At 41.2% G+C, this 15261-nt stretch carries 11 protein-coding genes; 10 read left to right on the plus strand and 1 reads right to left on the minus strand.

The features are described 5' to 3' along the window. Positions 1-6 precede the first annotated feature (6 nt). Positions 7-516, minus strand: coding sequence for a porin family protein (locus tag C9J48_RS07965; protein WP_006228743.1), 510 nt, complete (start codon positions 514-516; stop codon positions 7-9). Positions 517-708: 192 nt separating this feature from the next. Here C9J48_RS07965 and C9J48_RS07970 point away from each other — a divergent pair, with 192 nt between their 5' ends. The 10 genes from C9J48_RS07970 (at position 709) to C9J48_RS08015 (ending at position 15247) form a co-directional block, all read left to right on the plus strand. Next, positions 709-2499 carry an amidohydrolase gene (locus C9J48_RS07970; protein WP_006228742.1) on the plus strand — a complete coding sequence of 597 codons (1791 nt, stop codon included), beginning with the start codon at positions 709-711 and terminating at the stop codon, positions 2497-2499. 473 nt (positions 2500-2972) lie between these two features. Beyond that, positions 2973-3143 carry a XapX domain-containing protein gene (locus C9J48_RS07975; RefSeq protein WP_006228741.1) on the plus strand — a complete coding sequence of 57 codons (171 nt, stop codon included), beginning with the start codon at positions 2973-2975 and terminating at the stop codon, positions 3141-3143. Positions 3144-3193: 50 nt separating this feature from the next. Continuing rightward, positions 3194-3904, plus strand: a complete 711-nt coding sequence (gene deoD, locus C9J48_RS07980; RefSeq protein WP_006228740.1) for a purine-nucleoside phosphorylase — start codon at positions 3194-3196, stop codon at positions 3902-3904. A gap of 402 nt (positions 3905-4306) precedes the next feature. Further along, the gene (locus C9J48_RS07985; protein ID WP_006228739.1) at positions 4307-5797 is read left to right on the plus strand and encodes a hypothetical protein; all 1491 of its coding nucleotides are present in this window, start codon (positions 4307-4309) and stop codon (positions 5795-5797) included. 304 nt (positions 5798-6101) lie between these two features. Further along, entirely contained in the window at positions 6102-8924 is a 2823-nt protein-coding gene (locus tag C9J48_RS07990; RefSeq protein WP_006228738.1) for an ATP-binding protein, read from the plus strand. Between the two features lie 455 nt (positions 8925-9379). Continuing rightward, positions 9380-10330, plus strand: a complete 951-nt coding sequence (gene tal, locus C9J48_RS07995) for a transaldolase (RefSeq protein WP_006228737.1) — start codon at positions 9380-9382, stop codon at positions 10328-10330. 78 nt (positions 10331-10408) lie between these two features. Further along, complete coding sequence (tkt, locus tag C9J48_RS08000; RefSeq protein ID WP_006228736.1) at positions 10409-12418, plus strand: transketolase; 2010 nt, start codon at positions 10409-10411, stop codon at positions 12416-12418. Between the two features lie 667 nt (positions 12419-13085). Beyond that, on the plus strand, positions 13086-13484 hold the full coding sequence (locus C9J48_RS08005; protein ID WP_006228735.1) for a DUF2170 family protein: 399 nt from the start codon (positions 13086-13088) through the stop codon (positions 13482-13484). Beyond that, positions 13484-14170, plus strand: a complete 687-nt coding sequence (locus C9J48_RS08010; RefSeq protein WP_006228734.1) for a PspA/IM30 family protein — start codon at positions 13484-13486, stop codon at positions 14168-14170. Before C9J48_RS08005 ends, C9J48_RS08010 begins: the two co-directional genes overlap by 1 nt. A gap of 51 nt (positions 14171-14221) precedes the next feature. Beyond that, positions 14222-15247, plus strand: a complete 1026-nt coding sequence (locus C9J48_RS08015; RefSeq protein WP_006228733.1) for an ion channel — start codon at positions 14222-14224, stop codon at positions 15245-15247. Positions 15248-15261 lie beyond the last annotated feature (14 nt).

Genomic DNA, 15261 nt, shown 5'->3' on the forward strand with positions numbered 1-15261 from the left:
GCTGATTTAAAGTCTAAAGCCAACACCTAGAACAACGGCGTTATTTTCAACTTCACCCATATCTCGATACTCATAACCAAGGGTTAAATCGATTAATGGGATTAATGTTAAAACAAAACCTGCTCCGCCAGTAAATCCCCAGCCATCATCTTTAAAACTCGCATTTGAAATATCAACATCGTAATAACTAGTACCAGCTTTAGCGTAAAGGCTACCAATCAATAACGGCAAATCACCACGAACCGTGATTGGTACAGCGGTATAATCAATATCATTTTTAGATGATGAAAAATCATCATCCACATCAGCACTACCCTGAACGATACCGACATTCACACTAAAAATATCATTAATATGGTAAGTACCATCAATACCATATTCATACCCAGTATCACTGTTACCTTTATAGTCAACACGTGATGCACCCGCACTTGCACCAACAGAAATCCCTAGTATATCGGCACTAGCAGGTAGGCAAGTCAATGCGAGCGTAGCAGCAAGCAATAATTTCTTCATTACAACGTTCCTTCGTTTAGCTATCAATATGAAATAAAAGGGGGTTTTTCCTAACTATAACTTTTAGCCCATATTGATTAACTACGCCAACTTACATCCTGTGTTTCGTGCTCAACCTTTGATTATTTTACCAATATCAGCAGTAAGAATTTATCGTCTAAGATCTAATAAAATATTGCGAAGGTGATGTAGATGTATAATCCATTAAATGTACGTCTGAGGCTAAACAGATTATTTATTGTTTTTTCTATTCTCGCCATAATTCTGATTACTGTAAGTTGTGATGATAGACACCAGCATGCCGACAATATTTCCTCAGCCGATACTATCTATTTAAATGGTAATATTTTAACCATGGCAATCCCTGAAACAGCAGAAGCACTTGCAATTACAGATGGAAGAATCATTGCTGTAGGTAATGTAGAGACAATCAATTTTTACCGTAATGCTAACACTACCGTCATCGATTTAAAGGGGAAAACCCTGCTACCTGGCTTTATTGATGCTCACAGCCACTTCACAACCGTCCTTAAAATTAATAATTGGGCGAATATTTCAGCTCCCCCTGTTGGCATAATCGAAAACTTTATAGATTTGCTCGCAGCATTGCTTAAACACAAAGAACAACACGCGATCAAAAAAGGGGAATGGATCATCGCTTATGGTTATGATCCCACCGCATTAGAAGAGTTATACGACATAACGATCAATGAACTTGATCCTGTCTTTCCCGATAATCCAGTCATGATCATGCATGTATCAAACCATGGTGCAGTGCTGAACTCACTCGCGCTTGAAGCTTTCAACATTAATAAACAAACACCCACTCCTTATGGCGGTATTATTAGCCGGATCAAAGGCACAAACGAACCCTCAGGGTTAGTGATGGAGGCTGCGTTTCTCCCTATTTATCGAATAAAGTCTAAACTTGATGAACAAGCATTGGGCTCTTTATTTCGAGCCCAAATGGAATACGCAAAATATGGCTATACAACGATTGTTGATAGCTCAACATTAGAAAATGAGTTTGAATTACTACAAAAAGCTGCACTGAATAAACAACTCTTTCTCGATGTTATTTCATTACCGTTATTCACTGATATAAAAAACATTCTAGATAAAAATAGCGTGGAACCCGCGCAATATTCCGATCGTTTAAAACTCGGGGGAATGAAACTTATCATGGATGGCTCACCACAAAGCAAAGGAGCTTGGTTTACTCAACCGTATTTAACAGGAAATGCTGACCCAGATAATCTAGATAACACCAACTCAGCTTGGCGTAGTGAGCCAATTATGCCTTACAGTAAATTCAAACAATATTATCAATATAGTGTTGAACAGGGCTTACCCGTTTACACATCAGCGAATGGTGACGCTGCAATCGACACAGTCATTCAAGTTAACTATGAACTCAAAATCAATCACGAACAAAACCACCGTCATGTTGTGGTCAATTCACAATTCATGCGCTCTTCTCACTTTGATCAGTTTAAAAAGCTTGGGCTTATCCCTAGTTTTTTTAGCAACAATGCTTTTTTCTGGGGTGATGCACAGGTAAACAATTTAGGTAAAGAACGGGCTTTTACGTCCAATCCTATGCAATCAGCTTTAGAACAAGAATTACGATTCACTAACCATACCAATTTCTCGGTGACCCCTTTAAACCCTTTATTCATGGTATGGACGGCGGTCAACCGACTATCTCGAGGTGGCACTATAATTGGTACCGATGAACGAATATCTCCGGTTCAAGCTTTAAAAGCAATCACCATCAATGCGGCTTACCAATTTTTTGAAGAATCAGAAAAAGGATCATTAGAAGCTGGTAAAATCGCAGACCTTGTCATACTCGATAAAAATCCACTCACTGTCGCTGCTGGCGAGATAGATACCATTCAGGTTGTCGAAACAATCAAGGCAGGTAAAACAATTTATCCCCAAACACCCGTAGATCAACTTGCGCCAGAGCAATCAGAATAACAATTTTTATTCCTCACTTATCTTTTCATACACCAGTTAGATGAGAATTAACTGAAAACATTCGATGAAAACCATTACAAGATCACATTATTAATATTTTGTATTCATCTTGTTCATAGTGCATCACATGAAAATAAAAATCATATTAATTCAATAACTAACAACTAATATAAATATCATTAAGAATTTATTCAGCACCAATAAATAGAGCTTTAGCAAACGATTCCCCTCTCATTTTCAACAGATTTAGTTATCAAGGTGCTATTTTTGTTAGGGAAGAAATAAAAATGTGATCATGATCTCGAGACAAGAAAGAGCAGTTCCATAAACTAGCCACACAACAAACGGTAAGCTTTACCAATTTGAAATTGGCATTGATTAAAGGCGCCTTCCGATAAAAATCGGACCAATAGAGCAGCCTATTTACCGTTGATATTTTATGTAGATATGTAACACACACAGAGGGTAAACACATGAGCGAGATTATGCTTGCTATTTTTGCTGGCTTCATTGTTGGCGCATTCTTTACTGCGGTTAAACTGCCGTTACCGGCCCCCCCCGTACTGTCTGGCATTATGGGAATCGTAGGTGTTTACCTTGGTGGTGTTGCCTACCAAACAGTTATTGAACGCTTTTTCTCGTAAGTATTAACTTACAGATTCAACTATTCTAATCAAATTTCTAGGACCTAATTATGGCTACTCCACATATTAATGCTGAACTTGGTGATTTTGCAGAAACAGTCTTAATGCCAGGTGATCCGCTTCGCGCAAAATTCATCGCTGAGAATTTCTTGGAAGATGTAAAACAAGTGTGTGACGTACGTAGCATGCTAGGTTTTACTGGCACTTACAAAGGTAAGCGCGTTTCAGTAATGGGTCACGGTATGGGTATCCCTTCATGTTCTATTTACGTTCATGAACTTATCAAAGATTTTGGTGTGAAAAACATCATTCGTGTTGGTAGCTGTGGCGCCGTACACGACGACGTTAAATTAATGGACGTTATCATTGGTATGGGTGCATCAACTGATTCTAAAGTGAATCGTATCCGTTTCAATGACCATGATTTCGCAGCAATTGCTGATTTCCACTTACTAGAAACATCTGTACAGCAAGCACGCCTACAGAACGTTAATGTACGTGTGGGTAACATTTTCTCTGCAGATTTATTCTACAGCCCAGAAGAAGGCCTTTTCGATAAGATGGAAAAGCTAGGTATGCTGGGTATAGATATGGAAGCGGCTGGTATCTACGGTGTTGCTGCAGAATTAGGTGCAAAAGCACTGACTATTCTAACCGTATCTGATCACATTAAACGTGGTGAGAAACTAAGCTCTGAAGATCGCCAAAAATCGTTTGGTGAAATGATGAATGTTGCGCTAGAAACAGCAGTAAACATCTAAGAAAAGTAGCTTCAGGCACCAAAACAAAACATTGCGGTTAGGGTTTTCCCCGATTCTCTGGCCGCTCTTCTGCCCACGCAGAGTTAATATCAATGGCAGTGTGATTTAAGTCAAACTGTCATCGCTATTAACGTAAAACAGAAATACGAAAAAGGGAAAAGTTAGTGTCACAAGGAGGCTGTTATTGAGCATTATCGCAGCTCAATTTTTTGTAAAATGTGGCGTCTTACACAATTTGAATTGAGAAAATAATCATGTCGATTCTTTCTCAGCGATTAATACAAAATAACAACTAACTTGCACAACGCTAATGCCGTACTGGACAGAAGGTTTACTGCCTTTTGTCCAGTGCCCTTCTCCCCCAATCTTATTGCTCCAGCACAAGGATAGGGTTAGGCTGTCATGATGAAAACACTTCACTCAAACACTGACAATACTTTGCTGCCTCTAGCGCATGAGTCTTTGCAGCTAAATCATTGCAAAACAGTCAGTTGCAAAAATTTTGGTTCCAAAAATGAACACCACTATGTTATGCAACGCACGAACCCAAGCCGTCCTACCTTAATATGTCGTGAATGTGGTGCTTTTCCTCCGGTATTAAACAACCATGACGTAGTCGCTGAAGTTACTCGCCTAAAAGTCGCACAAAGTAGTGGCTTACCGGCCTGCTGTAACCCTGATTGTAATAACCTTGGTTTACCCGTGCTGACACATCGTCACCTTTACCATGCTTTTGGTTACAGTGGTGATCGACAGCGTTATCGCTGCAAATGTTGTCAAACAACCTTCGTTGATCGCTGGTCTGGCTTTAATGGCAAACACCTTGTGCAACAGAAGTTACTCGCAATGCTTTTCACTGGCTATTCTGTCCGTGATATTTGCCGCCGTTTGAGCATGAACCCTAAATCGTTCTACGATCAGCTTTCACACATTGCCAGCCGTTGCCGTCGTCAGCTCTCGATGTTTGATGCTCGCTTGTTTAAACATGCACAAACACTCAGCTTAGCGACAGATATGAAACCATTACAGCCCACTAGTGATAATGGTGTGTTATGGATTGCAACTGGTGAAGCCACATCAGGCTATATCGTCGGGCAGCATGTAAATTATCACCAAAGTGATGTCCAAAACCCGAGCGAAAGTCACGACCCATATAAAAATGATACCCGCTTTATGGCAGCTCCTGCGCCTAAATTGGTAGAAGTACCATCAGCACACCCTCAAGGTATTTTAGCGCGCGTTGATGCGATGTATCGTGAAGTATTAGACCGCACCAATATGGAAGATCCACTCAGTAATATTGCACGGTTTAATTACCCTTCAAAAGGGTGCTTAATCCGCCCACAATATACGGTCTATGCGCATTATCTGCACTTATCACAAATGCTTGAATATAATGAATCTTTGGCAATATTTATGCCTCAAGAAACCTTATTGCGCTCTGCATGTGTCTCTGTTTTTATTGACCGAATTAAAAATAAAACCATTAATCCACTTTACGTCGTAGAAGATAAAGGCTGGCAACGCGGTCAAGTGGCTGGACGTGTTGATATCGTATTGATGGGATGGTGGCGTGATCGCTGGGCATTTACTCGTCATGGTGAAATAAACAAAGGGATAAGTCATTTAGGCGGTGACAAAGGTAACGAGGCTAAATGGCTAGAGCTGGCATCACACCGCAATATTAGCGAATACCAAACACGATTCCATGATCAGTTTTCGCAGTTAGTGAATGAACCACGTCGTAAGCTTCGTCCTGCAGGTTTACTACCTTTACTGGATATTTATCGAGCATGGCATAACCTTTGCCGTCAAGATCGATCGGGTCTAACGCCAGCTCAACAAGTTGGACTCACGCCTGCCCCATTAACACTGGAACAGTTGCTTAATTAATTCTTTTAACAACACGTAACCTTACAACCTCTGTCAGCAAGGCGGGCATATACCTAAAGTCTGCCTTGCAATCCGCTTTCCTTTCCCTCTTCGCATACAATAATCAACAGATAAGCATTGGTATCATCACATATTATTGAGATATAGATAAAATTGTTAGTAAGCAAGTCGATACTAAATGTATAAATATTGTTAATATCGCTATTCCGTCGTTATTGCTACAGAGAATCGCGTCGTTATGGTTAGCTTGTACTCACTACGTGCCTTCGTTCGATATTGAAATGGATTTCATAAAAGAGATGTTATGCGGTTAATTCCAAACAAAATTAAGCCTATTTTATTAGCCAGCATGTTAGCTGTTGGTATTCTTCCAGCTTTCTTATACAGCTGGATAAGCAGTGAGAAACTGTCAACCGTGGCATTGGGACAAATAGCAAAAGGGATCAGTAGCCGGACCAACATTGCGGCGAAAAACATCGATGATATTATCGCTAATCGATTATTAAGCTTAAAGGTATTATCAAGTTCACCAATATTTGAACAAAATGTACCTATCGCATCTGACAGCCAAAAGTTTATCAGTCACTACCTGACCAAGGTCACTGAGGTTGATCAGGCCTTTAATGCTATTCATCTTGTTGAGCAAAAAGGTGATGATTTTTTTATTAGCAGTTCTTCCCGCTCTTTAAAAGCCGTTAATCTTGACAGTGAACTACGAAAATTCGGCCTAATAAACATTGAGTCCGCCATTAAACATATGGCAGCGACAGGCGATGATGTCTTCATTTCGGTGCCACAAGATCTAATTTCTGTACCTTGCTTTCTACTCGTTACCAAAGTAAACAATGATTCAGATACAGCCACGAGCAAAGACCGTTACCTCGTCGTTGAATACCTTTTAACTGAAATTAATGAACGTCTAAGTTATTTTTCCGATAACATCGCCAGTGCTGAGTATGTTTTCATCATCAACAACGAAGGTAATACGATTCTGTCAGGTCAGAATCAAGGACGGTCATTACAAGTCTTCAACGACTTTAAACAAAATTATAGTGCAGGTGCATTTAGTGAGAACAATATGCAATATGGCGTTTCTCATTACACAAATCGTTATAATGAAGAGTTATTTACGACAGTATCACCACTGAATACACTCAGTAATGACAATAAAACACAGTGGTCATTAGTCACTATTACACCGCAACATGTAGCAACCCAAGCTATCGATTACCTTCATCGGTATTTCATGCTGGCGCTATTGTTTACCGCTTGTATTGTCATGGTTTTGTCGATAGTGCTGACAAAGCGAATCACCGTACCGCTAGCAAAACTCGCGCGTTTTGCGGCACAATTTAAGCTTGGTAACTACACCAGCCAGCATACTCTTAAAGGTCCACATGAATTTCAAGTGCTGCAAGAAGCACTGAATCAAGGCGCTACAAAAATTGCGTATGATACACAACGGTTGAATCAAGCATTAGAAAAAGCAGAAGCCGCTGATCGCGCAAAGTCGACCTTCTTAGCCAACCTCTCGCATGAAATTCGCACCCCAATGAATGGGATGTTAGGGCTATCACAGTTACTATTAAAAACAGACCTAACACAAGAACAAAGACATCACCTTCTGACGTTGCTCGATTCAGGTAAGCACATGATGTCGATACTCAACGACATTTTGGATTTCTCTAAAATTGAACAAGGACAGTTCAAACTTAATAAAGCCAATTTCTGTATTACAGATTTAGTCGGCACAATTGAAAGTACTTACTATTCACTGGCAAAAGAGAAAGGTCTCGGTTTCTCCATTCAGTGTAACTTTGACTATAACAGTTGGTTTTTTGCCGATAAATCTCGTATTCGCCAAATACTGTTTAATGTGATTAACAATGCCATCAAGTTTACTGATAAAGGTGAAGTAAGCGTGTCGTTAAACCAAGATCAATGTGACGACCCTAGAGAAAGAAGACTCATTATTACCACTCAAGATACAGGAATTGGTATTGCTGAAGATCGTATGCAGCAAATTTTTGACCCATTTTCGCAAGCAGAAATATCAACCAGTCGTCGGTTTGGTGGCACAGGGTTAGGTTTAAGCATTGTTAGCCAGCTGGTAAACCTAATGAATGGTGATATCCAATTAGAAAGTACATATGGTAAAGGATCAACGTTCACTATTACCTTATTGGTAGAACAAGGTCACTATGAGCAAGAAAAACAACAAGAAATTGAATTTGACCGTAGTGCTTTTATTGATTTAAAAGTGCTTATTGTTGAAGATAATAATTTGAATGTACTCATCATCGAATCATTCCTTAAACAATATGGCTTTAATACACACGCTGTAGAAAATGGCGTGGAAGCACTAAAAATACTCGAACATGGATATTTTGATATGATCTTAATGGATAATCATATGCCAGTAATGGATGGCATAGAAGCCACTAAACGTATTCGTGCACTTAATTCAGCTATTTGCCAAATACCCATCTTTGCATGTACTGCCGATGTATTTGAAGAAACCCAAAAAAACATGCTCAATGCAGGGGCAGATTGCGTTATCACTAAACCACTTGATGAACGTAAATTGCAGGATGCATTACAACGATTCAAAAGCAAAATTACAGCAATGGCCTCACTAAGAGCTGAGCCAGAATACATTACACCAACAATGACAGCTAAAGCATCTAGCTCGCTATTACTGAATAACAACATTAAAGAGGCTGAGTTCCTTACAACCGAATACTACGGCGCAAGCGGTAATATAACACTCGACCCAACGCAGTTTAGGTCCATCGAGTTGAATACCTTATTAGACATGATGGACGACGACCATAACATTGTTGTTCAATTTCTGATGATATTTGCAGAAGAGCACGCCAATGATGTCAGTAAATTCGAACAAGCACTGAAACGCTCTGACTTTGATGCGGCAGTTTTAATTAGCCATTCTTTAAAGGGAGCATCGGGCAGCATAGGTGCATTTAAGGTTAGCCAGGCAGCTCAAAACGTCGAAAAGAAAGTCAAAATAAAAGCATTGCCGACAGATAATGAAATCGCATTACTCACAAATGAACTGCATTACGCAATCGACGAAATTCACCAACAAATAACAGTTACAGCAATATAAAACTGCAATAAAAAACAATCATAATAGCGTATGGATCGACTTACTATTTGGTCCATACGCTTAATGACTTACTCTACCAGTACACCGACTGCATCGCATAATCAACAGTAATTGCTCACCAACACCGAACATTTGATCGCAGTATGGATCATTTGCTCATTAATTGACTACACTGAACAAAGATTAAAATCGCTCATCAATGCGGTTCATTAGGTAATAAACAGAACTTACCTGATAAAAAATGAGATCTAAACACGCTTTGATACAGTTGATAATTGACAAATTCCAGTAAAAAGACAATTATCGATACATCAATTGCTCTTAACCAACCCATTTGTTCACCAGGTATGTTTTTGGTTTGCAGGAATTACGTTAAGAACTCGTGAATATACTTTTGCTAGCTTCACTTTAAGCTAGCATTGAGACAAGCCCAAATAAGTTGAAGGTCGAGATATATGAGCACTAAACTGGAACAATTGCGCGCACTAACCACTGTTGTTGCTGACACTGGCGACATCGAAGCAATCAGTAAATATCAGCCTGAAGATGCAACGACAAATCCATCGTTGATTCTTAAAGCAGCTCAGATTGCTGAATATGCTCCTCTTATCGACGCTTCTATTGCTTACGCTAAAGCACAAAGCAATGACAAAACTCAGCAAGTTGCAGACACCTGCGACATGCTTGCCGTTAACATCGGTAAAGAAATCCTAAAAGTTGTACCTGGTCGTATTTCAACAGAAGTTGATGCGCGTCTTTCTTACGATACAGAAGGCAGCGTAATCAAAGCACGTCAGCTTATTAAAATGTATAACGATGCTGGCATCACTAACGACCGTATCCTTATTAAGTTAGCGTCTACTTGGGAAGGCATTCGCGCCGCTGAAATCCTAGAAAAAGAAGGCATTAACTGTAACCTAACACTTCTATTCTCATTCGCTCAGGCACGTGCTTGTGCTGAAGCGGGTGTGTTCTTAATTTCTCCTTTCGTTGGTCGTATCATGGATTGGTATAAAGCGAAAGAAGGTCGTGACTTTGAAGCATCTGAAGATCCAGGCGTGGTTTCGGTAACGGGTATCTACGACTACTACAAATCGTATGGCTACAAGACAGTTGTTATGGGTGCTAGCTTCCGTAACATCGGCGAAATTCTTGAGCTTGCGGGTTGTGATCGTCTCACTATCAGCCCTAACTTACTTCAAGAACTTGAAGACGCAACGGGTGAAGTGGTTGAGAAGCTGATTGACACGAATGGCACTAAAGAGCGCCCAGCAGCAATGACGCACGCTGAATTCCTATGGGAACATAACCAAGACCCAATGGCTGTTGAAAAGCTGGCTGACGGTATCCGTAACTTTGCGGTTGACCAAGGTAAACTTGAAGTCATGATTGCAGAGCGTCTATAAGACTTTATTGTATTTCAGAAAGCGGCCTTCCAGCCGCTTTCTTACTTTTGAATCGTTTGAATTTTTGGTGAAATGAATATGGAACATAACGGTCTTTCTCGCAAAGTGCTGGCAAATGCAATCCGTGCCCTAAGCATGGACGGTGTTCAACAAGCTAACTCTGGTCACCCTGGTGCACCAATGGGTATGGCTGATATCGCTGAAGTACTGTGGCGCAGCCACATGAACCACAACCCACAAAACCCACAGTGGGCTGATCGCGATCGCTTCGTACTTTCTAATGGTCACGGTTCAATGCTGATTTACTCACTATTGCACCTAACAGGTTACGATCTATCGATTAACGATCTGAAAAACTTCCGTCAACTTCACTCTAAAACGCCAGGTCACCCTGAATACGGTTACGCACCAGGCATTGAAACAACAACAGGTCCACTAGGCCAAGGTATTACTAACGCGGTAGGTATGGCGATTGCTGAGAAAGCAATGGCTGACCAATTCAACCGTGACGGTCACAAGGTTGTTGATCACCATACTTACACCTTCTTAGGTGATGGCTGCATGATGGAAGGTATCTCTCATGAAGCATGTTCTCTAGCGGGTACGCTGGGTCTTGGCAAGCTGGTTGCTTTCTGGGATGACAACGGTATCTCTATCGATGGTGAAGTAGAAGGTTGGTTCACTGACGATACACCTAAGCGTTTTGAAGCGTACGGCTGGCATGTTATTCCTGCGGTTGATGGTCACGATGCTGACGCAATCAACGCGGCAATCGAAGCTGCAAAAGCTGAAACAGGTAAGCCAACGCTTATTTGTGCTAAGACTATTATCGGTTTTGGCTCTCCAAACAAAGCGGGCACACACGATTGTCACGGTGCTCCTCTAGGCGCAGAAGAAATCGCAGCGGCACGTGAATTCCTTGGCTGGAACCACGGTCCTTTCGAAATCCCGACTGACATTGCAGCAGAATGGGATGCGAAAGAAGCAGGCTCTGCAAAAGAATCAGCATGGGACGAGAAGTTTGCAGCATACGCAGCAGCTCACCCTGAACTAGCAGCTGAATTTAAGCGTCGTTCTGTTGGTGATCTTCCTGCTAACTGGGAAGCTGAAACAAATAAAATCATCGCTGACCTTCAAGCTAACCCAGCAAACATTGCTTCACGTAAAGCGTCTCAAAACGCACTAGAAGCATTCGGTAAGCTTGTTCCTGAATTCATGGGCGGCTCTGCTGACCTTGCACCGTCTAACTTGACGATGTGGTCTGGTTCGAAAGCACTAGAAGCTGGCGACTTTAGCGGTAACTACATCCACTATGGTGTACGTGAATTCGCAATGACCGCTATCATCAATGGCATGGCACTACACGGCGGTTTCGTACCTTACGGCGCAACATTCCTGATGTTCATGGAATACGCACGTAACGCAATGCGTATGGCTGCCCTGATGAAAATTCAGAACATCCAAGTGTACACGCACGACTCAATCGGCCTGGGTGAAGATGGTCCAACGCACCAGCCAGTAGAGCAAATTGCTTCACTGCGTCTAACACCTAACATGAGTACATGGCGTCCATGTGATCAAGTTGAATCAGCTGTTGCTTGGAAACTGGCAATCGAGCGTAAAGATGGCCCTACAGCGCTTATCTTCTCGCGTCAGAACCTAGCACAACAACCACGTACAGATGCACAAGTGGCTGATATCGCGAAGGGTGGTTACATCCTGAAAGATTGTGAAGGCAAGCCAGAGCTGATTCTTATCGCAACAGGTTCTGAAGTTGAGCTAGTAACAGAAGCTTACGCGCAGCTAACCGCTGATGGTCGTAAGGTTCGCGTTGTTTCTATGCCAGCAACAGATACATTTGATAAGCAAGATGCTGCTTACCGTGAGTCTGTATTGCCTTCTGATGTGACTGCACGTATTGCAGTTGAAGCGGGTATTGCTGATTTCTGGTACAAGTATGTAGGCTTCGACGGTCGCATCATCGGAATGACAACATTTGGTGAGTCTGCACCAGCAGGCGAGCTATTCAAGATGTTTGGCTTTACGGTTGAAAACGTTGTTGATACAGCAAAAGAGCTTCTTGCTTAATAAACAACGGTAGAAAGAACTATTTGTCTCTTTCTCGATAAAAACTGATTATCTATAAAACCGAGTGTAGGCTCGGTTTTTTTTCGCCTGAAAATAAACAGAATGGCGAACTATATAACCATTGAGTAATTTTATAGTACTGCGTATGATAAAGATCAAAGACAGTCAGCTCGTGATGTCTTTGGGACAATCGGAATCCAATTAACAGACAATCTCCCTGAAAAGAGAGAGGCGTGTGTATACATGCTATAAAAGTATCTGTATTGCCTACTTATTGTAGGCTTTTTTTTGCTTTCGTTATACTGTCCACACTCCGTTCTTCTCCGGCTATGCTCATCATATACATTCACTAAGAAAATGGCATTCAACAAGCCAACAAAAATGATGATGTGTATATCAGTAACCTCCTAACGAACAAAATTATATATTCCATTCAACTCACAGTTCACATTTGGTCACAAAAAAGTCATCAAAATTGCAAAAACACTCTGATTTTTAACCCTATAAATTCATACTGTAGGATATGCTCTACATCTTTCAGGTATATTGAATATCAGATTGAACATTTACGTATTTAACGAACCTAATAAAACAACTGGTTATTATGCCTATGTACAGGCAAAAAGACGTAAAGTAAGTATTACTACTCACATATAAGGTATCGACTATGACGTTGCAATTATCAGATCTTCTTCCGATTCTAAGCGAGCATGAAGGTTGGCAGATTGAAACCAATGAGCAAACGCTTGTTCTACGTAATGAAGATAACATCGAAGCGTACCTTGCCGTTGCGGGTGAGCAGATTCTTGTTGAAGTATTATTATTTCCACAAGACCAAGTAAAAGATGTGAATGCGTTAAACGATGAGATCTTACGCACGCACATGATGTTCCCATTATCGACCATTGGTATTAATAGCATTGATGGTCACAGCTATTACATTGCATTTGGTTCTTTATCTTCTCAATCCAATGCACAAAGTGTTGTTATTGAAGTAGCAACTTTATTCCGAAATGTAGAAGCATTTATCGAACTTTACCAAGAACACCTAGCGGAGACAGTATAATGAGCGTTTGGAAAAAATTATTTACCGCAATTAAAGGCGGAGCAAACGACGCTGCAGAATCTGTAGCTGATGGTCAGGCACTGCGTATTCTTGATCAAGAAATCCGTGAAGCAAAACAGGAACTTCGTCGTTCAGATGAAGCACTTGTTAGCATTGTTGCAAAACGTAAAATGTCACAACAGAAAGTGGAAGCATTCAACAACGGAATTACAGAATATGAAGGCCATGCACGTGGCGCAATGGAAAAAGGTCAGCAAGAACTGGCTCTTGAATGTGCGCAAAAAGTGGCTGCACTGCGTAACGAACAGCAAGCTGAGCAAACATACCTTGATCAGTTTGTAAAATCAGAGCAAAGCATGCGCACTAATATTGCACAAGCAAAAGACAAACTACGCCAGCTAGAACAACAGGTCGATGTTGTGAAAGCTAACGAAGCAGTACAAAAAGCACAATCAGCAGTATCGGCAACTAACGTGGGTGCCAATGCTAAAATGCACACTGCTGTTGAATCACTAGAGCGTATTAAACAACGCCAAACAGAGAAATCAGCACAACTTGAAGCTGCAGCAGAAATGGCTGAAGAGCAATCTGGTAGTAGCCTTGATAAGAAACTGGCTGAAGCGGGTATCACCGCTGGTGGAAAATCATCGGCAGAAGATGAACTTGCGCGTATTTTAGGTAAGTAATTAGACTATCCTTCGTTATAATATTGAAGGATAGCGACAAGGAGGTAATTAATGTCGATATGGATTCTCTTTCAACGTTGGGCCGTAAAAAACTTAGGGCAGTTGAATGGACGAAACCTTTTACTTACCTTGCTTGGTTATAGTGCAATAAGCTGGCTATTGCTTATGATAGCCGGTGAGCGTGCACTTACGCACTCACTTACCGATTTTGTTTATTATCTATTCGTAACAGCATCAACAGTTGGCTATGGTGACATGTCACCAACCACTGTGATGGGTAAGTGGGTCGTTTCTTTATTCATTATTCCCGGTGGACTTGGGTTATTTGCACTCGGTGTTGGGCGTATTGCAGGATTTTTCATTACTTATTGGAAAAGTGGCCTGTTGGGAAGACGGAGTCTTAAAGTGGACAATCATATTTTAGTGCTTGGCTGGAATGCACAGCGCACCTTGCATCTGATAAAAATGCTGCAACATGAAGAAAGAGGCAACCGCCCTATCGTATTATGCGTGCGCCCTGAAATAGAAAATCCATTACCGGGTGAAGTGGAGTTTGTCCGTGTGGCGAGCTTTACCGATAATGAAGGGATGGCACGAGCAAGCATTGAACATGCAAGCTGTATTGTGATTGATAATCCTGAAGACGACGTAACGCTATCGGCAGCCTTATACTGTGCCAATAAGAACCCTACCGCACACCTACTTGCCTATTTCAATGACGAATCCTTAAGCCAGTTGCTTAAGCAGCATTGTCCGAATGCTGAATGCATTCCCTCTGTCGCGGTAGAGATGCTAGCAAAAGCAGCGGTTGACCCTGGTTCAAGCGAGTTACACCACGAATTACTGAGTACGGATCAAGGCATGACTCAATACTCTGTCACTTACCCAAGTGGTTCAGCTATTACGACTATCGATATTTTATTCACGCTCTTTAAGCAAGAACACGAGGCGACTCTCATTGCGATTGATACGGGAGATGGCGTAGAGCTAAACCCTGCGCTACAGCGTGAAGTACCACCAGGAGCTAAACTTTTTTATATCTCCGATGAACGTATTAACAAGTTCAACTGGAAATAATAAATCTCTATTTG

The sequence above is a fragment of the Photobacterium profundum genome, assembly GCF_003026285.1.
Classification (GTDB): domain Bacteria; phylum Pseudomonadota; class Gammaproteobacteria; order Enterobacterales; family Vibrionaceae; genus Photobacterium; species Photobacterium profundum.